At 59.8% G+C, this 22,931-nt stretch carries 24 protein-coding genes and 1 pseudogene; 13 read left to right on the top strand and 12 right to left on the bottom strand.

From position 1 onward, the window contains the following. Window positions 1-110: 110 nt before the first annotated feature. Window positions 111-551: a PACE efflux transporter gene (locus AB4N48_RS04375; protein ID WP_122691401.1), complete on the bottom strand. Its 441-nt coding sequence runs from the start codon at window positions 549-551 to the stop codon at window positions 111-113. 122 nt (window positions 552-673) lie between these two features. On the opposite strand from AB4N48_RS04375, the gene AB4N48_RS04380 reads away from it, so the two are divergent. After that, on the top strand, window positions 674-1,546 hold the full coding sequence (locus tag AB4N48_RS04380; RefSeq protein WP_076563909.1) for a LysR family transcriptional regulator: 873 nt from the start codon (window positions 674-676) through the stop codon (window positions 1,544-1,546). Window positions 1,547-1,685: 139 nt separating this feature from the next. Here the strand turns inward: AB4N48_RS04380 and gntR are convergent, their stop codons facing one another. Continuing rightward, window positions 1,686-2,717, bottom strand: a complete 1,032-nt coding sequence (gene gntR, locus AB4N48_RS04385; protein ID WP_460094860.1) for an HTH-type transcriptional regulator GntR — start codon at window positions 2,715-2,717, stop codon at window positions 1,686-1,688. 216 nt (window positions 2,718-2,933) lie between these two features. On the opposite strand from gntR, the gene AB4N48_RS04390 reads away from it, so the two are divergent. Next, complete coding sequence (locus AB4N48_RS04390) at window positions 2,934-3,467, top strand: gluconokinase (protein WP_041479197.1); 534 nt, start codon at window positions 2,934-2,936, stop codon at window positions 3,465-3,467. Between the two features lie 82 nt (window positions 3,468-3,549). Further along, on the top strand, window positions 3,550-4,902 hold the full coding sequence (locus AB4N48_RS04395; RefSeq protein ID WP_016773551.1) for a GntP family permease: 1,353 nt from the start codon (window positions 3,550-3,552) through the stop codon (window positions 4,900-4,902). Window positions 4,903-5,081: 179 nt separating this feature from the next. Here AB4N48_RS04395 and alaC read toward each other — a convergent pair whose 3' ends face one another. Then, entirely contained in the window at window positions 5,082-6,299 is a 1,218-nt protein-coding gene (alaC, locus tag AB4N48_RS04400) for an alanine transaminase (RefSeq protein ID WP_056787993.1), read from the bottom strand. A gap of 138 nt (window positions 6,300-6,437) precedes the next feature. On the opposite strand from alaC, the gene AB4N48_RS04405 reads away from it, so the two are divergent. From AB4N48_RS04405 to AB4N48_RS04415, 3 genes and pseudogenes are all read left to right on the top strand, one after another. Then, window positions 6,438-7,100: a LysE family translocator gene (locus AB4N48_RS04405; RefSeq protein ID WP_460094861.1), complete on the top strand. Its 663-nt coding sequence runs from the start codon at window positions 6,438-6,440 to the stop codon at window positions 7,098-7,100. A gap of 69 nt (window positions 7,101-7,169) precedes the next feature. Next, window positions 7,170-7,655, top strand: a pseudogene (locus AB4N48_RS04410) (GyrI-like domain-containing protein). Window positions 7,656-7,743: 88 nt separating this feature from the next. Continuing rightward, on the top strand, window positions 7,744-8,232 hold the full coding sequence (locus tag AB4N48_RS04415; RefSeq protein ID WP_460094862.1) for a GNAT family N-acetyltransferase: 489 nt from the start codon (window positions 7,744-7,746) through the stop codon (window positions 8,230-8,232). Between the two features lie 142 nt (window positions 8,233-8,374). On the opposite strand, the gene AB4N48_RS04420 is transcribed toward AB4N48_RS04415, so the two are convergent. After that, window positions 8,375-8,860 carry a GNAT family N-acetyltransferase gene (locus AB4N48_RS04420; protein WP_150741967.1) on the bottom strand — a complete coding sequence of 162 codons (486 nt, stop codon included), beginning with the start codon at window positions 8,858-8,860 and terminating at the stop codon, window positions 8,375-8,377. A 142-nt stretch (window positions 8,861-9,002) separates the two neighbouring features. On the opposite strand from AB4N48_RS04420, the gene AB4N48_RS04425 reads away from it, so the two are divergent. Genes AB4N48_RS04425 through AB4N48_RS04435 form a run of 3 tightly spaced genes read left to right on the top strand, consistent with a single transcriptional unit; the run spans window position 9,003 to window position 11,035 of the window. Next, window positions 9,003-9,428 carry a YybH family protein gene (locus tag AB4N48_RS04425; protein WP_056788004.1) on the top strand — a complete coding sequence of 142 codons (426 nt, stop codon included), beginning with the start codon at window positions 9,003-9,005 and terminating at the stop codon, window positions 9,426-9,428. A gap of 40 nt (window positions 9,429-9,468) precedes the next feature. Next, window positions 9,469-9,813: a YciI family protein gene (locus AB4N48_RS04430; protein WP_024014039.1), complete on the top strand. Its 345-nt coding sequence runs from the start codon at window positions 9,469-9,471 to the stop codon at window positions 9,811-9,813. After that, window positions 9,806-11,035, top strand: coding sequence for an RNA polymerase sigma factor (locus tag AB4N48_RS04435; RefSeq protein WP_460094863.1), 1,230 nt, complete (start codon window positions 9,806-9,808; stop codon window positions 11,033-11,035). Before AB4N48_RS04430 ends, AB4N48_RS04435 begins: the two co-directional genes overlap by 8 nt. 107 nt (window positions 11,036-11,142) lie before the next feature. Here AB4N48_RS04435 and AB4N48_RS04440 read toward each other — a convergent pair whose 3' ends face one another. Further along, window positions 11,143-11,997: a LysR family transcriptional regulator gene (locus tag AB4N48_RS04440; RefSeq protein ID WP_076563901.1), complete on the bottom strand. Its 855-nt coding sequence runs from the start codon at window positions 11,995-11,997 to the stop codon at window positions 11,143-11,145. Window positions 11,998-12,086: 89 nt separating this feature from the next. Between AB4N48_RS04440 and AB4N48_RS04445 the strand changes: the two genes are divergently transcribed. Then, window positions 12,087-12,524, top strand: a complete 438-nt coding sequence (locus tag AB4N48_RS04445; RefSeq protein WP_460094864.1) for a multidrug/biocide efflux PACE transporter — start codon at window positions 12,087-12,089, stop codon at window positions 12,522-12,524. Window positions 12,525-12,585: 61 nt separating this feature from the next. Here AB4N48_RS04445 and AB4N48_RS04450 read toward each other — a convergent pair whose 3' ends face one another. Then, window positions 12,586-13,344: an SDR family NAD(P)-dependent oxidoreductase gene (locus AB4N48_RS04450; RefSeq protein ID WP_252876767.1), complete on the bottom strand. Its 759-nt coding sequence runs from the start codon at window positions 13,342-13,344 to the stop codon at window positions 12,586-12,588. Window positions 13,345-13,465: 121 nt separating this feature from the next. On the opposite strand from AB4N48_RS04450, the gene AB4N48_RS04455 reads away from it, so the two are divergent. After that, window positions 13,466-14,362 (top strand): LysR family transcriptional regulator, encoded by an 897-nt coding sequence (locus AB4N48_RS04455; RefSeq protein ID WP_095181506.1) that lies wholly within the window; start codon window positions 13,466-13,468, stop codon window positions 14,360-14,362. Window positions 14,363-14,501: 139 nt separating this feature from the next. Here AB4N48_RS04455 and AB4N48_RS04460 read toward each other — a convergent pair whose 3' ends face one another. After that, a complete protein-coding gene (locus tag AB4N48_RS04460; RefSeq protein WP_460094865.1) occupies window positions 14,502-15,524 on the bottom strand; it encodes a transporter in 1,023 nt (340 codons plus the stop codon). 275 nt (window positions 15,525-15,799) lie between these two features. Between AB4N48_RS04460 and AB4N48_RS04465 the strand changes: the two genes are divergently transcribed. Beyond that, window positions 15,800-17,422 carry a methyl-accepting chemotaxis protein gene (locus tag AB4N48_RS04465; protein WP_460094866.1) on the top strand — a complete coding sequence of 541 codons (1,623 nt, stop codon included), beginning with the start codon at window positions 15,800-15,802 and terminating at the stop codon, window positions 17,420-17,422. Window positions 17,423-17,747: 325 nt separating this feature from the next. On the opposite strand, the gene AB4N48_RS04470 is transcribed toward AB4N48_RS04465, so the two are convergent. Both AB4N48_RS04470 and AB4N48_RS04475 read right to left on the bottom strand, forming a co-directional pair. After that, window positions 17,748-18,053: a PepSY domain-containing protein gene (locus tag AB4N48_RS04470; RefSeq protein ID WP_016773566.1), complete on the bottom strand. Its 306-nt coding sequence runs from the start codon at window positions 18,051-18,053 to the stop codon at window positions 17,748-17,750. A 156-nt stretch (window positions 18,054-18,209) separates the two neighbouring features. Beyond that, window positions 18,210-19,337: a glycerophosphodiester phosphodiesterase gene (locus AB4N48_RS04475; protein ID WP_460094867.1), complete on the bottom strand. Its 1,128-nt coding sequence runs from the start codon at window positions 19,335-19,337 to the stop codon at window positions 18,210-18,212. Between the two features lie 219 nt (window positions 19,338-19,556). On the opposite strand from AB4N48_RS04475, the gene AB4N48_RS04480 reads away from it, so the two are divergent. Continuing rightward, complete coding sequence (locus AB4N48_RS04480) at window positions 19,557-19,883, top strand: DUF2025 family protein (RefSeq protein ID WP_056788026.1); 327 nt, start codon at window positions 19,557-19,559, stop codon at window positions 19,881-19,883. Window positions 19,884-19,990: 107 nt separating this feature from the next. Here the strand turns inward: AB4N48_RS04480 and AB4N48_RS04485 are convergent, their stop codons facing one another. The 3 genes from AB4N48_RS04485 to AB4N48_RS04495 form a co-directional block, all read right to left on the bottom strand. Next, entirely contained in the window at window positions 19,991-20,512 is a 522-nt protein-coding gene (locus tag AB4N48_RS04485) for a DUF1003 domain-containing protein (RefSeq protein ID WP_150743480.1), read from the bottom strand. A 114-nt stretch (window positions 20,513-20,626) separates the two neighbouring features. Continuing rightward, complete coding sequence (locus tag AB4N48_RS04490) at window positions 20,627-21,946, bottom strand: methyl-accepting chemotaxis protein (RefSeq protein ID WP_252884716.1); 1,320 nt, start codon at window positions 21,944-21,946, stop codon at window positions 20,627-20,629. A 232-nt stretch (window positions 21,947-22,178) separates the two neighbouring features. Further along, complete coding sequence (locus AB4N48_RS04495) at window positions 22,179-22,787, bottom strand: TetR/AcrR family transcriptional regulator (RefSeq protein ID WP_460094868.1); 609 nt, start codon at window positions 22,785-22,787, stop codon at window positions 22,179-22,181. Window positions 22,788-22,931: the final 144 nt, after the last annotated feature.

The following is a 22,931-nucleotide window of genomic DNA, read 5'->3' on the forward strand; positions in this document are numbered from 1 at the left end:
TTATTGATGGAAAAGCTTAGCCTGCTATCGGTGTTGGCGGATTGTGAATACCAGCGGTTTACCCGGTCAAACCGCTGATTTCTCGCAATATCTGCTTACGAATTAGCGATTTATGCCGCAGCGGCAGAATCCGGCAGCGCCGAGTTCGGCAGGCCGAAGATGCGGTCGAACAGCCAGTTGAATACGAAGGTGTAGCACGGGATGAAAATGATCAGCGCCAGATCAAGCAGGAACGCCTGCACCAGACTGATGTTCATCCACCACGCAATCAGCGGAATCAGGAACACGATCAGCGTCAATTGAAAGCCGACCGCGTGGGCGATACGCCGTCTGACCGTGCGGGTGCGCGAGACCTGGCGACTTTCCCAGCGCTCGAACAACGAGGTGTAGATGAAATTCCAGGTCACGGCGATGCTTGTGATGATCACCGCCAGCGGCCCGGTGCTGCCCGGCGACGTGCCCGACAGCAATGCCAAACCAAGGGCCGAGAAGGTCATGCCGATCACTTCGTAGAGCGACACGTAGACCAGTTTGCGTTTCACGCCTTGCATGCAGATTTGCCTCTTTCTTGCCGAATGTTGGCCAGCAGGGCTGGCGAAGGCGGCGAAAGATAGCTTCAATAGACCTGACAGAAAAAGTCGGTAGCTTTCAGTTTTATTGATAGGTGAGGCGTTTGAATTTCAACAGCGACAGCATCGAATTATTTCTCGCGGTGATTGAGCGCGGCTCGTTTTCCGCCGCCGCGCGGCAGTTGGGCAAGGTGCCCTCCGCGGTGAGCATGGGCATCGCCAATCTTGAAGCGGAACTCGGTTACCCGTTGTTCGACCGCAGCCACCGCGAGCCGCAACCCACGGCGATGGCGCAGTCGTTAGTGCCGCACGCGCGACTGATCGCCGAGCAGCTCAAGCAGTTGCAGGTGCACGCGGTGGAGCTGTCGCTGGGGCTGGAAAGCAGGTTGTCGATCGGCGTGGTCGCGGACATTGATCGGCGGCGCTTGCTGGCAGCGATCAAGGTGATTGCCGAGCGGCATCCGTTGCTCGATATCGAAGTGCTGACTGCGCCACAGGATGATGTGCTGGCGATGTTGCACAGTGGCCGGGTCAGCGTGTGTCTGGCGTTCGCCGGTTTGAGCGTGAATGCGCTGGAGCGGTTTCAGTTTGTCGGCAGCGAACGCATGATCGCCACGCTGGCGGCGGACAGTCCGTTGTTGCAGGGACGGGATGTGTATCTGGAAGATCTGGTGCAGGTGCGGCAGATCATCGTCGCCAGCCGTGACTTGCCGATCAGCGAAACGCGGCCGTTGGTGGCTGAGTCTTACTGGCGTACGGACAATCTTGAGACGGCAATGGAGATGGTCGAAGCGGGATTGGGCTGGGGTAATTTCCCGCTGTCGGTGGTACAGCCGTGGCTGGACGCGGGACGCTTGAAACGGCTGAATTTTCGCAACATCGAAAATGGCCTGGTGCTGCCGGTGCACGCGGTGTGGCTCAAGAGCCAGCCATTGCAGAAGGGTGCGCAGGCGTTGGTTGACCTGCTCAGCCATTGAACTTGGTAGAGATCCCCTGTGGGAGCGAGCCTGCTCGCGAAGGCGTCGTGTCAGCTGCATCAATGCTGACTGACCCACCGCTTTCGCGAGCAAGCTCGCTCCCACAAGGGTTGTGTTGCAACTCAGCATTTGTGAAGGGTCAGGTACTCTCGCGCACCTTCAGCTCAAACCCCATGTCCTCCACCGGCCGCGCCACTTTGTTACCCGCCATCAACGTCAGCATCTGCTCCGCCGCGCGCCGGCCGATCGCCTCGCGCGGGGTGTTGATGCTGCTCAGGCGCGGCACCATGTGTTCGGACATCGGCAAGTCGTTGAAACCGAGGATCGCCACTTGCTCGGGAATTTTGATGCCATTGCGCAACGCTTCCAGCAGCGCACCCTGGGCCAGGTCATCGTTGCCAAAGAAGATCGCATCGACGTCCGGATGCGCCGCCAGCAATTGCAGGAACAGCTCGCCGCCCAAGCCCACCGACGAAGCACGCGGTGTCAGCACTTCCAGATCCGGGTCGTAACGGCATGCCTTCTGCAATGCTTTGCGGAAACCCTCACCGCGCAGCAGGGTGCGCTGGTCCAGCTGCGCGCCGATGTACGCCAGACGCTTGCGTCCACGAGACAGGAGATGTTCGGCGGCAGTTTCGCCCGCGCTCAATTGTGAAAAACCCACGCAATTGACTCCGGCTGCACTGTCCAGCTCCATCATGTACACGCAAGGAATGTTGCTGGCCTCGATCATCCGCCGCGAACTTTCCGTGCGATCAAAACCGGTCAGCAGAAACCCGCGCGGCTGATAAGCCATGTAATTGCGCAGCAGGTTTTCTTCTTCATCGCGCGAATAGTGGAAGTTGCCGATGAGCACTTCGAAGCCTTTGGGCGTCAGCACCCGATGAATGGCTTCCAGCGTGTCGATGAACAGCAGGTTGGACAGTGACGGCACCAGCACCACCACCGAATGGCTCTGCGCCGAGGCCAGTGCGCGGGCGGCGGGGTTGACTACATAATTGAGTTCAAGCGCAGCTTTCTGCACTTTTTCCACCAGTTCGGTGGCCACCGTGCTTACCCCGCGCAAGGCGCGCGAGGCAGTGATCGGGCTGACGCCGGCCAGGCGGGCTACTTCGTTGAGGGTCGGACGGCCGGTGGTGCGGGTATTTTTATCGTTCTTGGGGGAGGTCATCGGGCGGCTTGCCAAACAAAAATCAAGGCACTAAGGTAGCGCTGTCCTGATGCAGCTGCAAATGCGTGAGCGCGGTCCTGCCTGATCTGTGCTCTTTGGCGTCGGGAACAAACCTGCTGCAACCCAAAAAAACGACAAGAAGGCGTCGGCAACTTCTGCCTGTGCACTAGAGTCATAGCTAGCAAAGGTAGCGCTGTCTGCGCGCTGAGGTGTTATATGAGTCATCCCATCACCGCCCTGGTCATCATGGGCGTTGCCGGTTGCGGCAAGACGTGCGTCAGCCAGGCCCTGTGCCATTTGAGCGGCGCCACTGCCATTGAAGGCGATACTTTCCATCCGGCCGCGAACATCGAAAAGATGAGCGCGGGGATCCCCCTGAACGACGAAGACCGCGCCGGCTGGCTCGACAGCCTGTGCGATGAACTGCGTCGCGTCGATGCCCAAGGCCAGCGCCCGGTGTTGACCTGCTCGGCCCTTAAACACAGTTACCGCGAACGTCTGCGCAGTGCCTTGCCGGGCCTGGGTTTCGTGTTTCTTGAATTGACTCCGGAAGTCGCCGCCGAGCGTGTATCGCACCGCCCGGGCCACTTCATGCCGGCGACATTGATAGAAAGCCAGTTCGCCACCCTCGAATCGCCCAAGGGCGAGCCGCTGACTCTGCCGCTCAATGCCTCGATTCACAGCGTCGAAGAGCTGGCCCTGCAGGCTCACGTCTGGTGGCAGGCCAACGGCCTGAAACAGGCGATATGAGCATGTTGAAAAAGACAGCGCTGTCCTCCCGACTTCTGTTCAACCCGCTTTAATAACAACAACAATCCAGGAGACACCCCCCATGTTTGGCATGTCCCACGAGACGTTCCTGCTGCTCGATGCGGTGGTCACGGTAATCGGCCTGATTATCCTGATCACCAAATTCAAGATTCACCCTTTTATCGCCCTGACCATCGCCGCCGCCTTCCTCGGCCTGACTTCCGGCATGCCGATCAACACCATCATCAAGGCGTTCCAGGACGGCTTCGGTGGCGTGCTCGGTTTCGTCGGCATCATCCTCGCCCTGGGCACCATGCTCGGCAAAATGATGGCCGAATCCGGCGGCGCCGATCAGATCGCCCAGACCCTGATTCGCGCCTTCGGCAAGGACAAGGTGCAGTGGGCGATGATGTTCGCTGCGTTCCTGGTGGGTATCCCGCTGTTCTTCGAAATCGGCTTCGTGCTGCTGATTCCACTGGTGTTCATCGTTGCGCGTCGCACTGGCGTATCGATCATCAAGATCGGTATCCCGCTGCTCGCCGGCCTCTCTGCGGTGCACGGTCTGGTACCGCCGCACCCAGGCCCGCTGCTGGCCATCGGCGTGTTCGGCGCTGACATCGGCAAGACCATTCTTTACGGTCTGATCGTCGCGCTGCCGACCGCCATCATTGCCGGTCCGATCTTCGGTACCTTCATCGCCAAGCACATTCCTGGCCACCCGAATCAGGAGCTGGTCGATCAACTGGCCCGCGAAAACGATTCGGCCAACCTGCCGAGCTTCAGCATCACTCTGGTCACCGTGCTGTTGCCGGTGTTCCTGATGCTGCTGAAAACCTTCGCTGACGTAGCGCTGCCGGACGGCAACTTCTTCCGCATCTGGATGGACATGATCGGCCACCCGATCTCCGCATTGCTGCTGGCGTTGCTGCTGTCGCTGTACACCTTTGGCTACAAGCAGGGCATCGGTTCCAACCAGATGCTCAAGTGGCTCGACGCGAGCCTGGCGCCAACCGCCGCGATCATTCTGATCATTGGTGCGGGCGGTGGCTTCAAGCAGATGCTGGTGACCAGTGGCGTGGGTGACGTGATCGGCCACATGGCGGTCAGCGCGCAGATCTCGCCGATCTTGCTGGCCTGGCTGGTGGCGGCGGTGATCCGTATCGCAACCGGTTCGGCGACCGTGGCGACCATCACTGGCGCCGGCATTGTGGTGCCGGTTGTCGGCATGATTCCGGGCGTCAACCGTGAGCTGCTGGTGCTGGCAACCGGCGCCGGTTCGCTGATTCTGTCCCACGTCAACGACGCTGGTTTCTGGCTGGTCAAGCAGTACTTCAACATGACCGTGGCCGAAACCTTCAAGACCTGGACCGCGATGGAAACCATTCTGTCGGTAGTGGGCCTGGGCTTTATCCTGCTGTTGTCGCTGTTCGTTTAAGCGGCAGTTTGCAGGCACAAAAAAACCGCAGTGATGCGGTTTTTTTGTGGGTGGATTTCGTGGTTCACCCAAAACCAATGTGGGAGCGAGCCTGCTCGCGAAGGGGCCAGGTCAGCCAGCCAATATGCTGACTGACCCACCGCTTTCGCGAGCAGGCTCGCTCCCACAGGGGGCAGGTGTCAGGCAGGAGATTTCGGATTGAAGCCATCCGCGCGGAACATCCCGCGAATCCCGCGCACGGCCTGACGAATGCGGTCCTGATTTTCGATCAGGGCGAAGCGCACGTGATCATCGCCGTACTCACCAAAGCCAACACCCGGCGAGACGCAGACCTTGGCCTCGGCCAGCAGTTTCTTGGCGAACTCCAGCGAACCCAGATGCGCATACGCCTCGGGAATCTTCGCCCAGACATACATCGACGCTTTCGGATTCTCGACCATCCAGCCCAGCTCATGCAGGCCCTTGACCAGCACGTTGCGCCGCTGACGATACTGCTCGGCGATGTCGCGCACGCACTGTTGATCGCCTTCCAGCGCGGCAATCGCCGCCACTTGCAGCGGGGTGAAGGTGCCGTAGTCGTGGTAGCTCTTGATCCGCGCCAGGGCGCTGACCAGTTCTGGGTTGCCGACCATGAAACCGATGCGCCAGCCGGCCATGTTGTAGCTCTTGGACAGGGTGAAAAACTCCACCGCAATGTCCTTGGCCCCTGGCACCTGCATGATCGACGGGGCTTTCCAGCCGTCGTAGACGATGTCGGCGTAAGCCAGATCGTGGATGACCAAAACGTCGTACTGCTTGGCGAGGGCGATCACCCGTTCGAAGAAATCCAGCTCCACGCACTGCGCGGTCGGATTGGACGGGAAACCGAGGATCATCATTTTCGGCTTGGGGATCGAGCCGCGAATGGCACGTTCCAGTTCATCGAAGAAGTCCACCCCCGGCACCAGCGGCACCGAACGCACCTGAGCGCCGGCAATCACTGCGCCGTAAATGTGGATCGGATAGCTCGGGTTCGGCACCAGCACGGTGTCGCCCTGGTCCAGGGTCGCCAGCATCAAATGCGCCAGGCCTTCCTTGGAACCGATGGTGACAATGGCTTCGCTTTCCGGGTCGATATCGACTTCGTAGCGCTGCTTGTACCAGTTGGAAATCGCCCGGCGCAGGCGCGGAATGCCCTTGGACGTCGAGTAACCGTGGGTGTCTTCACGCTGGGCGACCTGCACGAGTTTTTCGACAATGTGCGGCGGCGTGGCGCCGTCGGGATTACCCATGCTCAGGTCGATGATGTCTTCACCACGGCGGCGAGCGGCCATCTTCAGCTCGGCGGTGATGTTGAACACGTAAGGGGGGAGTCGATCTATGCGCGCAAAGCGGCGCGGCGAACCTTGTTCGGCCATTGTTGCCTCGGATAACGTAAGCGCCCGGAACCGTCCGAGCGACGCTGGTCACTGCGGTGACCTGTGGCGGAAGATAAGTGCAGTGATGGCATACTGTCCAGCGCGGTTGTAAACATTTTTTTCAAGGAAAATCGGTCAATGGAATTCACCAGCGGCTTCTTGCTGAGCCTTTCGCTGTGCCTGGATATCGGCGTAGCCAACATCGCGATGATCACCCTGGCCATGCAGCGCGGCTACTTTCAGGGCTTCGCCCTGGGCCTGGGCACCTGCGTCGGCGACCTGATTTACGCGGTGCTGGCCTTGGCCGGCATGACTGTTTTGCTGCAGTACGAAACCGTGCGCTGGGTGCTGTGGATTGGCGGTTCGGCGCTGCTGATCTACTTCGCGGCGAAGATGATTTATTCGGCGATCCACCACGAAGCGCTGCTGGCGGAAACCGCGGAAGTGGGGCAGAACTCCCATCGCAAGGAATTCGTTCGCGGCATCTTTCTCGCGATGTCGTCGCCGAGTGCGATTCTCTGGTTTGCTGCGGTCGGCGGCACGTTGATCGCTCGATCCGGTGGCGGTGGTCCGTTGAGTTCGGCGCTGTTTTTGGGCGGCTTTCTCTGCGCCGGGCTGCTGTGGTCGGCCGGTCTGTGCTTCGCGGCAAGCCACGGCGGCAAACTGCTGGGCGACAAGCTGCTGCGCTACTCCTATCTGGCATCGGCGGCGATCTTCTGCTATTTCGCGGTCTACGTGATCGTTTCCGGGTACAACGAGTTTGTCGGCTCGGGCGCCGTCGAGCAGTTGCATGCGCTGTAAACGTGCGAAACGGATCGGGCTTTCTATACTCCCAGCCGAACCCACTTTTGCGTTCTGAGGAGTCGCGTCATGGATGAACAACCACGCGTCGAATTGGCTGGGCCGCGCTTCGAACACGGGCAATTTCTGTTGATTGCCGGTTTCGGCGGGCGATTCACTCAGGAGACCACCGACAACATTCCCGCGTTGTGGGAAAAACTGATCCCGCACTTGGGAAAAATCCCCGCGCAAGTCAATGAAGTGACCTACGGCGTTTGCTGCAACGCGGACGGCGAGGGCGGTTTCGAATACATCGCCGGGGTGCAGATCGACAAGCTCGACGACCTGCCGGAAAAGTACCGCTGGGTTGAAATACAGCCGCAGAAATATGCGGTGTTCGAGCACAAGGGGTCACTGGCGCAACTCCCCGACACCTTTCAGTAAATCTGGAACACCTGGCTGCCGCAGTCCGCTTACGAAGCGGCGGATGCCCCGGAATTCGAGCGCTATAGCGAAGATTTCAATCCGAAGCTCAATACCGGCACCCTGGAAATCTGGCTGCCGATCAAGGCTTGAGCGGTGTAACAATCGAGGCGGAGCATGTCCGCCCCGGTGGTTCTGCTTTATGCTGGCGGGCCTTGTTTCCACAGATTTTTGAGCTGCCATGAACACCGTGATCCGCAACGTCAGCGCCGCCGACCTCGACCGCTGCTACGCCATCGAAACCGACGCCTATGAAGGCGACGAAGCTGCTACCCGCGAAAAGATCGCCACGCGCATCGCCACCTGGCCGGACGGCTTCATCGTCGCCGAGGTGGACGGTGTGGTCGCCGGTTTCATCAATTCCGGCGCGGCGTTCGACGTGCAGATGTCCGACGAGGCCTTCAAGGAGCTGATCGGCCACGACCCGAAAGGGCCGAACGTGGTGATCATGTCGGTGGTGGTGCACCCGGATTACCAAGGGCAGGGCCTGGCCAAGCGCCTGCTCGGCAAATTCATCGAGCGCATGCGTGCGATGGACAAAGCGACAATTCATCTGATGTGCAAAGAGCAACACATTGCGTTGTACGCCGGGTTTGGCTTTGCTTACATCAAACCGTCGGAGTCCGGCCACGGCGGCATGGCGTGGCACGAGATGATCCTGACCCTCTGAAGCCAACACCTATCGAAACTGCCTGATCGTTCCCACGCTCCGCGTGGTAATGCAGCCGGGGACGCTCCGCGTCCCAAAACCGTGACGCAGAACGTCACAAAGAGGCGTTCCCACGCGGAGCGTGGGAACGATCAGGGGATACTCAGAAGAACAGCCCCATCCGCCGCTCGTAACCGATCCGGCCCTTGTACGCCTCGCCGCTGTCGACATAGCCATGCTTGGCGTACAGCGCAATCGCCGCCTCGTTATCAGCGTCCACCGACAATTCCAGTCCTTTGATTTCCGGCCATGCTTCACGGGCGACAGCGGGCAGCGCTTGCAGGCAGGCCTTGCCATAACCCATGCCCTGTGCACGGCGATCGACCTGCAAGGCATGCAACGTGGCGCTGTGTTCGTCGGCCCAGTCGGGCAACACCGGCGGGCGCTTGAGCAGCAGAAACGCTACCGGTACGTCGTCCGCCAGCAGGGCAAAACCCTTTACGCCGGGGCCGGGTTTCGACAGCAGGGTGTGCAAGGCACCGTGGATGTCGCCGGAGAATTTGATCTGCTCGGGGTGGATTTCAATCGCCGCGACTTGCTCGCGCTGCAAAGGGCTGAGGCTGTCGTAAGGCACGAGTTGGGCTGACACGGGAATTTCCTTTTTCCTACAAAGAGTGAGCCTCGGATTCTAGCGAGATTGTCGTCGGCGAAATTTTTTTGTTTGCCCTGTCGATCCGCGCATTGGGCAAACGACTAAGGGTGTCTTCACAACAAAAACCACGGAGAACACCATGAGCGCACAAAGCGAGATCCAGACTCTGATCAACACCTATCGCGAAGCGGTAATGGCCAAGGACGTCGAGAAAGTCATGGCCCTGTACGCCGACGACATCGTCTCGTTCGATGCGATCAAGGCCCTGCAATTCAAAGGCAAAGCGGCCTACCGCGCGCACTGGGTCGAGTGCATGGAAATGTGCCCCGGCCCGCACATCTTCGAGTTCCACGAAATCGCCATCGAAAGTGCCGACAACATCGCTTTCGCCCATTGGGTGGCCAACTGCGGCGGCACCAATGACAAAGGCGAAACCCAGAGTTGCTGGATGCGTGTCACCGCCTGTTACCGGCAAATCGGCGGGGCGTGGAAGATTGCCCACGAGCACTGGTCGGCACCGTTCGATCCGATGAGCGGCGCGACGCTGTTCGATGTGCAGCCCTGATCTTCAGCCATAGTTGATCCGTTCGAATCAGGAGATCGCCATGAAATATCTATGCCTGGTCTACAGCGATGAACGCCTGCTGCACACCTCGCCCGACAGCCCGGAGGACGCCGAATGCTGGGCCTACGCCGAGTCGATTCAGGGCAGCGGGCGGATGATCGCCGCCGAAGCGCTGGAGTCGGTAGAGACCGCAACTACGGTACGGATGCGCAACGGCAAGTTGTCGATCACCGATGGGCCTTTCGCTGAAACCAAGGAGCAACTGGCCGGTTTCTACCTGATCGATGCCAAGGATCTCAACGAAGCCATCCAGGTCGCCGGCAATATTCCGGCAGCGCGGGTGGGCAGCGTTGAAGTGCGCCCGGTGCGGCAGTTGAATGTCTGACGTCAGGGCGCGGGTCGAGCAGGTCTACCGCGAGGATTCGCGGCGGATTCTGGCCACGCTGATCCGCCTGCTCGGTGATTTCGACCTCGCCGAAGAAGCCTTGCACGAGGCGTTCTTCGTCGCGGTCGAGCGCTGGCAGCGCGACGGCGTGCCGGACAACCCGCGCACCTGGCTGGTCTCGACCGGACGTTTCAAAGCGATCGATGTGCTGCGCCGGCGCGCGCGGTTCAAGGCGTCGCAACCGTTGCTGCTGGCACAACTCGATGAGCTGGAACAGGCTGACTGGAGTGGCGAAGACGTGGAAGACGATCGCTTGCGGCTGATCTTCACCTGCTGCCACCCGGCACTGGCGGCGGATGCGCAGGTGCCGCTGACCTTGCGCGAAGTCTGCGACCTCACCACCGAGGAAATCGCCCGTGCTTTTCTCTCGGCGCCGGCGGCGATTGCCCAGCGTATCGTCCGCGCCAAAGCCAAGATCCGCGACGCGAAAATCCCTTATCAAGTACCCACGCTGAACGAATTGCCCGAGCGCCTCGACAGCGTGTTGCGGGTGATTTATCTGGTGTTCAACGAGGGTTATTCGGCATCGGTCGGCACTGAGCTGACCCGCGAGGACCTGACGCGCGAAGCGATTCGCCTCGGGCGCTTGTTGATGGAGTTGCTGCCTGAGCCGGAAGTCATGGGTCTGCTGGCGCTGATGCTGCTGCACGAATCACGTCGACCGGCGCGCACTTCGCCGAGCGGTGAACTGGTATTGCTCGACGATCAGGATCGCTCGCTGTGGAATGCCGGGTTGATGGCTGAAGGCTGCGCGCTGGTCGAGCGCGCCCTGAGTACACAACGTTTCGGGCCATATTGTCTGCAAGCGGCGATTGCAGCGGTGCATGCGGAAGCGCCGTCGGCGGCGGAAACGGACTGGCAGCAGATTGTCGGTCTGTACGACGTGTTGCTGCGCGCGGTGCCGTCGCCGGTGATCGAGCTGAACCGCGCGGTGGCGGTGGCCAAGAGGGATGGGGCGTTGGCCGGGTTGTTGGTGATCGAAGGGATTCTGGCGCGGGGCGAGTTGCCGGATTACCACTTGGCGCATTCGGCTCGGGCGGAGTTTTGCCGGCAGTTGGGCCGAGTGGAGGAGGCGCGGGCAGCGTATCAGCGGGCGCTGGAGCTGACGCGGCAGGAGCCGGAGCGGCGGTTTATCGAGGGGCGACTGAGGGACCTGGGTTGATCTGGAAGCTGCGTCGGTGCGGCTGGCCCTTTCGCGAGCAGGCTCGCTCCCACAGGTGAGCGCATTTCAAGTGTGGGAGCGAGCCTGCTCGCGAATGGCAGCACCGCTTATTCGAGCATCTTGCTAAGCAACCAACTCCCCGCCGGCCCCGGCGGATACAAGCGCGACCACAAGGCGTCGACAAACACCGGTTTCGGCCAGCCGCGCACGTCGAGCTCTATCAGCAAATCATTGGCATAACGCTGCACCAGCCACCGTGGCAACGGTGCCCAGCCAAAACCCTTTTCAGCCATTTCCAGCAGCATCAGATAACTCGGCGCCGACCACACCCGGCCTTTGCCACGGCTGTCATACGGATTGACGATGGTCGCCAGACGCAACTCGCGATGTTGCTCGAGGATCTGCTGATCGACATGCTCCAGTTTCGCCAATGGATGCTCACGGCTGACGAACAGGGCAATCTCCGTGCGCTCGGCCACGGTCGAGGTGACCAGATCCGGCGGGTAGTTGTCTTGCATTTCCGCGAAGGCCAAATGCGCCCGGCCGCGCTGGACCAGTTCGATCAGGTCTTCGCATTCGGCAATCAGGCATTCCAGCTCAAGCTCCGGATAACGCTGCTCGAAATCCACCAGCGCCGCCTCGAAACGATAGGACTGATAAGTGTCGGAAATCGCCACGGTCAGTTTCGGTTCCACACCTTGGGCCAATTGCCGCGCGCTCATCTCCAAGCGACTGGTGGCGGCCAGAATCGCCTCGGCTTTCTGCAGCATCACGTGGCCGGCGGGGGTGAGCGTGGGCTTGCGGCTGCTGCGGTCGAACAGCTGCAGATCCAGATCGATCTCCAGGCTTGCCACTGCCGCGCTGATGGTCGACTGACTGCGCCCCAACTTGCGCGCCGCCGCTGAGAACGAGCCCTGCGTCGCTGCCTGGACAAATGCCAACAGCACTTCCTGCGAAGCCATGAACTATCGCCTTGGTCGATGGTTATTGGTTATGAAGTATCGGTATTCAGTTGGATCATGGCAACCATCGTCAAACAAGGAGTCAGGCCATGACCGCCCACAAGTCGCTCACCGAACGTGTTTTCCAGGCTGTTGGTTTCGAGTTTCTTGCCATCCTCATCTGCACACCGCTGCTCGCTTGGATCATGCAAAAACCGCTGCTCGACATGGGCGCGGTCACCGTGCTGATTGCGATATTGGCACTGGCGTGGAACGTGGTGTTCAACCGTTTTTTCGACCGTGCTCTGGCGCGGATGAATCTGCCGCACAACGCCTGGGTCCGTGTAGTGCATGCGCTGTTGTTCGAAGGTGGACTGATCGTGATGGGCGTGCCGCTGATAGCCTGGTGGCTGTCGGTCAGCCTGTGGCAGGCGTTGTTGCTCGACATTGGCGTGCTGCTGTTCTTCCTGCCGTACACCTACGTCTACCACTGGGGTTATGACGTCCTGCGCGAGCGCTTCATGACCCGCCGCGCATGTGAAAGCTGAGGTAAACCTGTGGTGAGGGGATAAATTCCCTCACCACAAAGGTGAGTCATCGGGCACAAAGTCAGAGAAACATGCCGCCAGACGCCTCGACCCGCTGACCATTGATCCACTGTCCACCCTCTGACAGCAGCAGCGCCAGTGCACCGCCAATATCATCTGGTTGGCCGACGCGACCCAGCGCAGTGTTGCTGGCAACCATCGCGTTGACCGCGCTGTTATCGCGCACCGTGCCACCGCCGAAGTCGGTTTCAATCGCACCCGGCGCCAGAACGTTCACGCCAATCTGCCGCGCACCCAACTCTTTCGCCTGATAACGCGTCAGCACTTCCATCGCACCTTTCATTGCCGCATAAGCGCCGTAACCGGGCAGGCTGAAGCGGGTCAGGCCGCTGGAGATATTGACGATGCGCCCACCGTCATTGATCAGCGGCAGCAGTTGCTGAGTCAGGAAGAACGGTCCTTTCAACTGCACGTTCATCAGCAGATCGAACTGCTCAGGGGTGGTCTCGCTGAACAGCGCATGCACGCCGACCCCGGCGTTGTTGATAAGGAAGTCAAAGCGCTGGCGCTGAAAAGTCTGTTCCAGTGCTTGTTCAACCTGCTCGGCAAACGCGGCGAAGTTTTCGCTGCGGCCGACGTCCAGTTGCAGCATCGCCGCGTTCGCGCCGCGTGCCTGTAATTCGCTGACCAGAGTTTGCGCCTCGTCGGCGCGGCTGTTGTAGGTGCCGATGATGTCGATGCCTTGCGCGGCGAGGTGCAGGGCGGCGCTGCGGCCCAGGCCACGACTGGCGCCGGTGATCAGTGCGATTTTGCGATTCATGCGGACTTCCTCGATTGCGTTGAGTGGGGATGGAAGAAGTTTATTTATCCGCCCTGAGGTGATAAACACGGCAAAAGCGGAATCACTGATCGGCTCAGCCGAACAATCACCGGGGCTTGTCATGAACAAACTGGAACTGCTGCGCACCTTCGTTCGGGTCAGCGAACTGTCGAGTTTCACTCTCGCCGGTGAAAGCCTCGGCCTGCCGCGCTCCACGGTGTCCGAACAGGTGCAGGCGCTCGAAGCCTTGCTCGGCACGCGGCTGTTGCAGCGCACCACGCGCAAGGTGCAGGCCACTCAGGATGGACTGGTGCTGTATGAGCGCAGCAAAGACTTGCTTTCGCACATGGATGAGATCGAAGGGCTGTTTCGTCAGGACGAGGCTTCGCTGACCGGACGCATCCGCGTCGATATGCCGAACATCCTCGCGCGACGGCTGATCCTGCCGCGCCTGCCGGAATTCATGGATCGCCACCCGAATCTGCAGATGGAAATCAGCAGCACCGACCGCCGTGTCGATCTGCTGAGCGAGGGTTTTGACTGCGTGTTACGCATCGGCGCGCAGCCGGATCAGTCGGTGGTCGCCCGGCATCTCGGCGACTTCCCGATGGTCAATTGCGCCAGCCCGGCTTACCTGCAACGTTACGGCGTGCCGCAAACGATCGAGGATCTGGCGCAGCATCGACTGGTGCATTACGTCGGCGTACTGGGCTCGCGTTCGGAAGGGTTTGTCTATGAGGAGGGTGGCGAAGTGCGGCGCGTGGCGATGGCCGGCAGTGTCACGGTCAACAGCACCGACGCCTATGAAGCGGCGTGCCTTGGCGGCTTCGGCCTGACGCAGGTCCCGCGCACCGGCATGCAGCCGCATCTGGAAAATGGCGAACTGGTGACCGTACTGCCGCAACACACCGCACCGCCGATGGCGATTTCCTTGCTGTACGCACGGCAACGGCATTTGCCGCTGCGGGTGCGGGTGTTTATGGATTGGCTCGGCGATGTCGTTCGTTCGACGCTCTGACTTCTCACCTTGGCCCGAACTGTGGGAGCGAGCCTGCTCGCGAAAGCGCCATGTCATTCAACATTGATTTATCTGACACACCGACTTCGCGAGCAGGCTCGCTCCCACATTTGCCCTACGGTGGCATTGCGTTTTGCGCTCAATAATCCCCACGCTTGCGAAACGCCCAGCGCCCGGCAATCACGGTGAACGTCGCCACCAACGCGACCAGCACCCAAAACCCGTGCGGGTCCTGGGACAGCGGCACACCGCCGACATTCATGCCGAAAAAACCGGCAATGATGTTGATCGGCAAGGCCAGCACCGTCACCACCGTCAGGGTGAACAGCGTGCGGTTGCTTTGTTCGTTGAGGTTGGTGGCGATTTCTTCCTGCAACAGTTTGATGCGTTCGCCGAGGGCGGTGAGGTCGTTGATGATCAGCGCAAACTCCTCGGTGGATTTGCGCAACTCCTTGACGTCCTCCTTCTGCAACCATGGCGGCGGGCGGTTGAGCAGGCGCAGCAACGACCCCGGCTCCAACGCCAGCAGCCGTTGCAGTCGCACCAGCACGCGACGGTTGGCGCCAAGTTCGGCGCGGTTGGTCGACAGGCGTGAAGACAGCAATTCGTCTTCGACCTGATCGACACTCAGGCTGGTCTTGCGCACGATCTGCGTCAGCACCTCACCTTGATCGCGCAGCAGATGCACGAGCAATTCCGAGGGCGAGCGAAAGCACTCGCCGGCCTTTACCGACGAGCGCAATTTATCTACCGAATGCAGCGGTTGCAGGCGCGCGCTGACGATCAGTTTGCTGCGCACGCAGACCCACAGCGTCGACACGTCGGAGGAGACCATGCTGCTGAGGTTGAACACCACATCGTTGACCACCGCCAGCAGCGCCGAATCGACATGCTCGATGCGTGTCGAACGCGAACCTTCGTGCAACGCCTCGAAAAATTCCTCGGGCAATTGCAGATGACTTTTCATCCAGCGCTCGCACGCGGCGTGGGCCAGGTTCAGGTGCAGCCAGAGAAATTCATCGCTCTCACCGTCATCCTGCAAACAGCGCAACGCCGTCGCCGAATCGATCTCGCGCCCGCGCTCCCCGGGCAGAAAACGAAAGCCGTAGAGCAAGCCAAACAGGTCCGGGTCGCGATGGCTGATATCGAGGCTGTGGTTCATGGCGGCTCGCTGCGAGGAGGGTGTCTGGGGCAGGATTTTCAGGTCCACCGGAGCGGCATCATCGCAAGCTCACATGACCGTTTTGTGACAGCAAAGTGACTGCAAATCAAAGCGTTACCGGCTGTCGGAAGTTTCTCAAGGAAGGCTCTGGCATGCCGATCACAGGTGAGTTAGGTTGCGCGCCATTGGCCTTGGTCATGGTACGTCGACAGGGAAGTCCGGCCATTTTTCACGTCCGTTCGGGCGTGCCTCATCCCTGCTTCGAGTACCTTGCAATGCTGCAAAAATCCCTGAGAGCGCAAATTCTCGCCCTGTTGAGCGGCAGTCTGCTGGCGATGCTGTTGATCGCTCTGGCCTGCTTTCATTTCCTCTCCAACGGCGTGCAAAGCTACAGCCAGTTGATCGCCGGCCCGCTGCACACTTCGCAACTGATCGATGAAGCCAACCTGCAATTCAAGGTGCAGGTGCAAGAGTGGAAAAACGTTCTGCTGCGCGGCAAGCAACCAGCGGATCTGGCGAAATACTGGAGCCAGTTCGAAGAGCGTCAGCGCGACGTGCAGAACATTCTCGGCGAACTCGCCAGCCAAAAAGGCATCGAGGCCAATCTCAAATCCCGCATCGAACGCTTGCGCGACGAGCATCGCCAGTTGGGTACTGCCTACCAGAAAGGCCGCGATGCCTACGTGGCTGCCGGTGGTGATCCGAGCGCTGGCGACGCAGCTGTCAAAGGCGTCGACCGCGCCACCAGCGAGCAGATGAGTGCATTGGTTGCCGAACTGCGCGAGCAGGGCACCGCGCAATCGGCGTTGATCAGTGCCAGCGCTGAGCGCACCGTGTGGCTGGGGCTGTTGGTGATGCTCGCGTCAGGCTTGTTGATCGGTCTGCTGAGCCTGTGGCTGGTCAGCCGCAACCTGATCGAACCGATCCGCAACCTCATCGATTACGTCACCCGCTTGAGCCGTGGCCAGTTGGCTGAACGTGTTGTCAGCGAGCGTCGCGATGAGCTGGGCAACCTCGCCGCCGCAGCGAACACTCTGCGCGATTTTCTGGCGGACACCTTCACTCGCTTGCAACGCAGCGCCGGTGATCTGGACAGCGCCAGCGGCGAGTTGAACGCCATTGCCACGACCATGGCCGGCGGCACCAGCGAGCAATTCAACCGCACGGATCAAGTGGCCACGGCGATGAATGAAATGTCCGCCACGGCGCAGGAAGTCGCCCGTCACGCCGCCGATGCCGCGCGTGCTGCGGACGATGCCGATCAGTCGGCGCAGCAGGGTGAAAAGGTCATGCAGACCACCATCCATTCCATCACGCAGATGCGCGGCGAAATCGCCAACACCGCCACGGTGATCCGTCGACTGGAAGCCGACAGCGGTCGTATCGGCAAGGTGCTGGAAGTGATTCGTGGCATTGCCGAACAGACCAACCTGCTGGCGCTCAACGCGGCCATCGAAGCGGCGCGGGCGGGTGAGGCCGGGCGCGGTTTTGCCGTCGTCGCCGATGAGGTGCGCAACCTCGCTCAGCGCACGGCGGAGTCGATCATCGAGATCAACCAGATCATTCAGAACGTGCAGACCGGCGCTGTCGATGCCGCGCAGGCTATCGAGAGCGGCCAGGCGCGCAGTGATGAAAGTGTCGAGCAAGTCACCCAGGCCGGCGCGATGCTGGAGCGCATCACCTTGGCGGTGGAGGCGATTCGCGACATGAACCGTCAGATCGCCACAGCGGCAGAAGAGCAGACTTCAGTGGCCGAGGATATCTCGCGCAACCTGACTGAAATCACCGCGATTGCCAGCACCAACCTGGACAACGTGCAGCGCACCGAAAGTGCCAGTCAGAATTTGCATGGGTTGTCGGGGCAGTTGAATGAGGTGACGGCGCGGCTCAGTGCCTGATTTTGGCTGGCGGTTTGTCAGCCCCTCACCCTAACCCTCTCCCAGAGGGGAGAGGGGACTGACCGTGTTGATTGTTCGAGATTCGCCGACCTGAAATGCCGAGGCGTACTCAGGCTGGTAGTCGTTTGTGATGGCTTTTTAATTTTGAGGCGAACTCAGGCTCCGAAATTTCCCCGATCTGCTCCCTTTCCCCCTCGCCCCCTTGGGGGAGAGGGCTGGGGTGAGGGGGATCGATTTCACAGACCACACAAAGTTTGCGCCTCAATCCGCAACCACAAAAAAGCCGCACGATCGTTAAATCGTGCGGCTCTTTAACAGCGGTCTATCAAGTGTCTTGCTTGTCGCTCAGCACTTTACCGGTGGTGGCATCAAAGTCCACGTCGAACTCTTTGCCGTCAGCAGTTTTAAGTTCAACTTCATACTCATAACCATTGAAGTGGTTATCCAGGTCGGTGTCGGTAATCGTTGCGCCCGGGTGCAGTTTCAGTGCTTCGGCGTTCATCGATTCCAGCGACTTGATCTTGCCGTCCTTGACCAGTTGCGGGATCTGGTCGATGCGAACATCAGCCTGAGCCAGGCCAGCGGTGAGGGTCAGGGCAGCGGCGGTAAACAGGGCAGTCAAAGTTTTCATCGGTTCATTCCTTGGCAGTGCGTTGAAGTGGTTGATCTGTGTAAGTGGGTTCAGATTAACCAGCGCAACTTAATTCACCCTTAAATCTCTGCTCCGCGATAAAACTGCTCTTTCCGGGAGCGAGCCTGATCGTGAAGCAGGCGACTCGATAACAAGTCAGAAACCGTTCTTCTTCAAAACATCGTCAATGCTGCCAGCCGCCGGACGCTTATAAAACTTCAACAGTTCACTGGCGCGGTTGGTAAAGATGCCGTCGACACCCGCCGCCATGACTTTCTCGTAGTCCACCGCCTCGTCGACCGTATAAACGTGCACCAGCATGCCCTGATCGTGGGTGTACTGATTCATCCACGGTTGCACCAGGTCGGAATAGCTCTGATCACCACCATGAGTCAGCTTCGCCGAAGGGCCGGTGCCGATCGCGCCCTGGGCCTTGGCGTAATCGACCCATTGCTTGAATTCCGCTTCGGATTTTGGCTCCTGCTTGCCGTAGAAAACGTTTTTGTCTTTCTCGCCGGACGCGGCAAACGTCACGGCGGATTTCGGCTCGATGCTGCCTTCGCCGACCCACAACAGCAGGATCTTCGGCACTTGCGGCATTTCCTTTTCCAGCAATTGCAGGCTGTTCTTATCGAAGGTCTGCAGGATCACCTTGCCTTTGCCCTGACCGACGCCCAACGCACTTTTCGCCAGTTTCGAGCCGGCCGGACTGAGCCAGCCGCGATCCTGCAGTTTTTCCTTCAGGTCATGTTCGATGCCGGGAAACAGCTGCGGCTCTTTGGTTTCGATGTACAGGCCCGGCTTGTGCTGCGGGTTGGCGCGGGCGATGTCGATGATTTCATCGAGGGTAAGAATTTTCAGCCCGGCGTAGGACGGGCGTGCGCGGTCAGGGTATTTGGTGTTGAACCAGCTGCCGGCATCGAGGGTTTTCAGTTCGGCCATGGTGAACGCGGTGGCCGGGCTGTCCTTGCGCTCGGGGAATTTGCTGGCGACGTCGGTGGTGCGTTGCAGGTTGTCGTCGTGCAGGGCGAAGAGCACGCCGTCCTTGCTGCGCTGCAAATCCATTTCCAGATAATCGGCGCCGAGGTCACGGGCCAGTTTGTAGGCCGCAGCGGTGGATTCCGGGGCATCGTACGACGCGCCACGGTGGGCAATCACCGCCGGATGCGGAATGCCATGGGCGGCAGCGATTGCCTTGGGCTCGGGGTGGCTGGCGGCATGCGCCTGACCGAGGCCGAACAACAGACTCAGCACCAGAGCGCTTCGGGTAAAAGTGGCAGGCATGGTCGAGTTCCTTTCGCAGGTTTTTTTCGAGACGTACCTTTTAACAATTGACGCGCCGCAGGGCTATCGCCAGACCGACATAAAGCGAGCAAAACGGAAATTTCCTGCACTTTTGTGGCGCTGTTTGCAGTACGCTTGCCCACGGCATATGCCCCGGCAGAGGGCGCGCCGCTACATTGCCCTGCGTGTAAACCATCATCATCTTTCGTGAGGTTTACCATGCGCATCACCTCCCAACTCATCTGCCAGGCCGCCGACGACCTCAAAGGCTTCGTTGGCCTCAACCGCAAGACCGGCCAATACATCGTGCGCTTCAGCGAAGATTCGTTCGGCATGGACGTGGCCGACGACGGCATCATCCCGGCCAGTGAATTCGTCTGGGCGAGGGCGTCGGAAACCACCATGACGCTCAAGCGCGAGTTGATTCAGTTGCTGCTCGATCAACACATCGACGACCGCATCAACATCACCGAACCCTTACGGGTTTACATGAGCAAGGTTGAAGTGCCGGAGATTGTTGCGGTGCGGAGTCTGGTGCGCGGTTGAGGTTTTGCTGTGTGGTTGCGGGCCTCTTCGCGAGCAGGCTCGCTCCCACAGGGATTTCGTGAACGCACAGATCCAATGTGGGAGCGAGCCTGCTCGCGAAGGCGGCCTTAGTTCTGGCACACGTGAGCGTGCAACTCGCTGGTCAGGCTTTCGATGCGCTCGGTGAGGGTTTTCGTCATTTCGGTGAGGCGGGTGTTTTGTTCCAGCAATGCCAGCAATTGCGCGGAATTCTTCGCCGCCTCTGCCTGACGTTCGGTATTGGCCAATGCCAGAGCTTCGCGGTGCTGCGCATCGGCGTCGGCCTGCGCTTTGTCGCGCGCGGCCTGACGGGTTTGTGCAAGCAGGATCAATGGCGCGGCGTAGGCCGCCTGCAGGCTGAAGGCCAGGTTCAGCAGGATGAACGGGTAAACGTCGAATTGAGTCACGCCCCATACGTTGAGGCCGATCCATACCGCAACGATCAAGGTTTGCGCTCCAAGGAACAGCGGCGTGCCGAAGAACCGCGCAAAGGCTTCGGCGCGCAGGGCGAAGGCATCGTTGCCGAAGGTCGTATTCAGGTGGGCGTGGGGGCGGTGGAAGCGCAGGTGATCGATCGGGGCGTTGGATACTTCGGGTTTTTCGTTATTCATGGGGCACTCGGCGGGGCTTGGGACGTGTCGTCACTATAGCTCTGCGTTGTGGCGGCCGACCTTCGCGGGCTGCCCACGAAGGTCGCGACTCGTTCTATCGACCCTGCACAAACCTCAATTTGGCACCCGCTCATTGGCAAACATGCTCACCGCATCCACCGCCTCACTGGCTCCGTCGCGAATCTGCAGAATCACCGTGCCGGCCTGATTGGCCAATTCCACGCCTTCTGCGGCGCGGTCGCGGGTGCCTTGCATGCTTTTGATCGCTTGCCGCGTTTCACTCTGGATCAGACTGATCATGTTCGAGATCTCGGCAGTAGAGCCGCTGGTGCGCGCTGCCAGTTGCCGCACTTCATCGGCGACCACGGCAAACCCGCGACCCTGTTCACCGGCGCGTGCCGCCTCGATGGCCGCGTTGAGGGCAAGCAGATTAGTCTGATCGGCGATCGCGCGGATGGTGTTGACGATGGCGGTGATCTGCTCGGAGCGGTCGCCCAGTTGTGCGATCAGCGTTGAGGACTGGCTGATGTCCTCGGCGATTTCGCGCATTTCGCTGGCAGCCTGTTGAATCACTTGCGTACCTTGCTCGGCGACTTTTCGCGTTGCTACCGAGATGTGGTAAGCGGTGCTGGCACTGCGCGCGTCCTGCTCGTGTTGCTCGACACGGGCGGTGACGTCAGACGCGAACTTCACGACTTTGTATAAGCGCCCCGAAGCGTCGTACACCGGGTTGTAATTGGCCTCCAGCCAGACGATCTGACCGCGCTTATCCACGCGCTCGAACTGTCCGTGGAAGAACTCGCCCTGATTCAGGCGCCGCCAGAAATCCTGATAGGCGCCGCTGTTGACCAGCGCCGGGGTGCAGAACAAGCGGTGATGCTGGCCCTTGAGCTCTGCGAGGCTGTAACCCATGCGCGTGAGAAAATTCTGGTTGGCGGTAAGAATGTTGCCGTCGAGATCGAACTCGATCACCGCCATCGCGCGATCAATCGCCTGCAGCTTGGCGTTGGCCTCGTTCTCCTGCTGCACCTTGGCGGTGACATCCATCGCGTACTTGACCACTTTGATCACCCGTCCCGACGCATCCTTGATCGGGTTGTAACTGGCCTCCAGCCAGATCGGCTGGCCCTTGCTGTCGACCCGTTCAAAGGTGCCGGACTGGAACTGACCGTTTTTCAGGCGCGACCACAGCTCAGTGTATTGGGCACTGCGACCGAACTCAGGTGTGCAGAAATGCCGGTGCGGCTGGCCAATCGCCTGGGCAGCCGTGTAACCCATGGTCTTGAGGAAATTGTCATTGGCACGCAACACCACGCCATCAAGATCGAACTCGATCACCGCCATCGAACGGTCGATCGCTTCGAGCATTGCAGCTTGGTCAAAAACGGTGTGTTGCAGTTCAGCGAGGGCGGCTTTCTGGCGATTGAAAAACATGCTTGCGGTACTCGGGAAGTGGGGGAAATCTAAAGGATTCAGTCCCTATTCCTGCGCCGGCAAACCGAAATGCACAGGCGGCATTCGGTGGTGACTGCTCAATGCCAACGTTCCGTTACTGGCAGATGGCTACTTATACAAAACTTAATAAAGTTGTACAAGAAAGGAATTTTTCGCGAGGTTGTATAACTTTTTGCGAAATTAGTTGTACGCGGCTCGACGAGCCGGTGATTCACCGCTGATACAGTGCCAGGAACATCTCCAGCGCCGACTCGGCAACTGCATTCTGCGCGTCTGGATCAAGGGCCGCGCGACCCAGCGAGATCTGCGGCCAGAACGCGAATGCCTTGAGCAAACCTTGCACTTGATGCGCGGCAAATTCCGGATCCACCGCTTTGAGCCGACCGTCGGCTTGCGCCGCGCGTATCCAGACGGTCAAGCCTTCCTCGCGCTCGCCCATGCGCTCGATCATGTTCTGTGCACGTTCGGGGGAATGAATGGTTGCGGCAATCGCTACCCGGGCGAGGGTGAGAAAATTCTCGTCAGCCATCATCTGCACTTTTTCTCGCAGCATCAGGCGCAGCTGCTCATGCAGTGGTTGCTCGCGGTTGTAGCTCACCGATGGCTCGGCAATGATCCGCGCCCACAACTGATTGAGGATCTCGGCGAACAGCTCTTCCTTGCTGGGAAAGTGGTTGTACACCGTACGCTTCGACACGTCGGCCGTAGCGGCGATCTTGTCCATGCTGGTGATTTCGAAACCGTGGGCACGGAATTCGGCGATCGCCGCCTGGATGATGGCTTCGCGTTTGCGGTCAGTGAGGCGTTGTGGAGCGGTCATGAGCGGGCTTCGGCAGAGAGGAATGAAATTACACTCGGCAGTTTACTTGGCGTCGGCTTTGATGCAACCTAGAAACTACACCGCTCAGTGTAATGTTGCGTTAATCCTCGCACCTTACAAACCAGAGCGTTTGGCCTTTGCGTG

Source organism: Pseudomonas sp. S2_C11, from assembly GCF_054668395.1.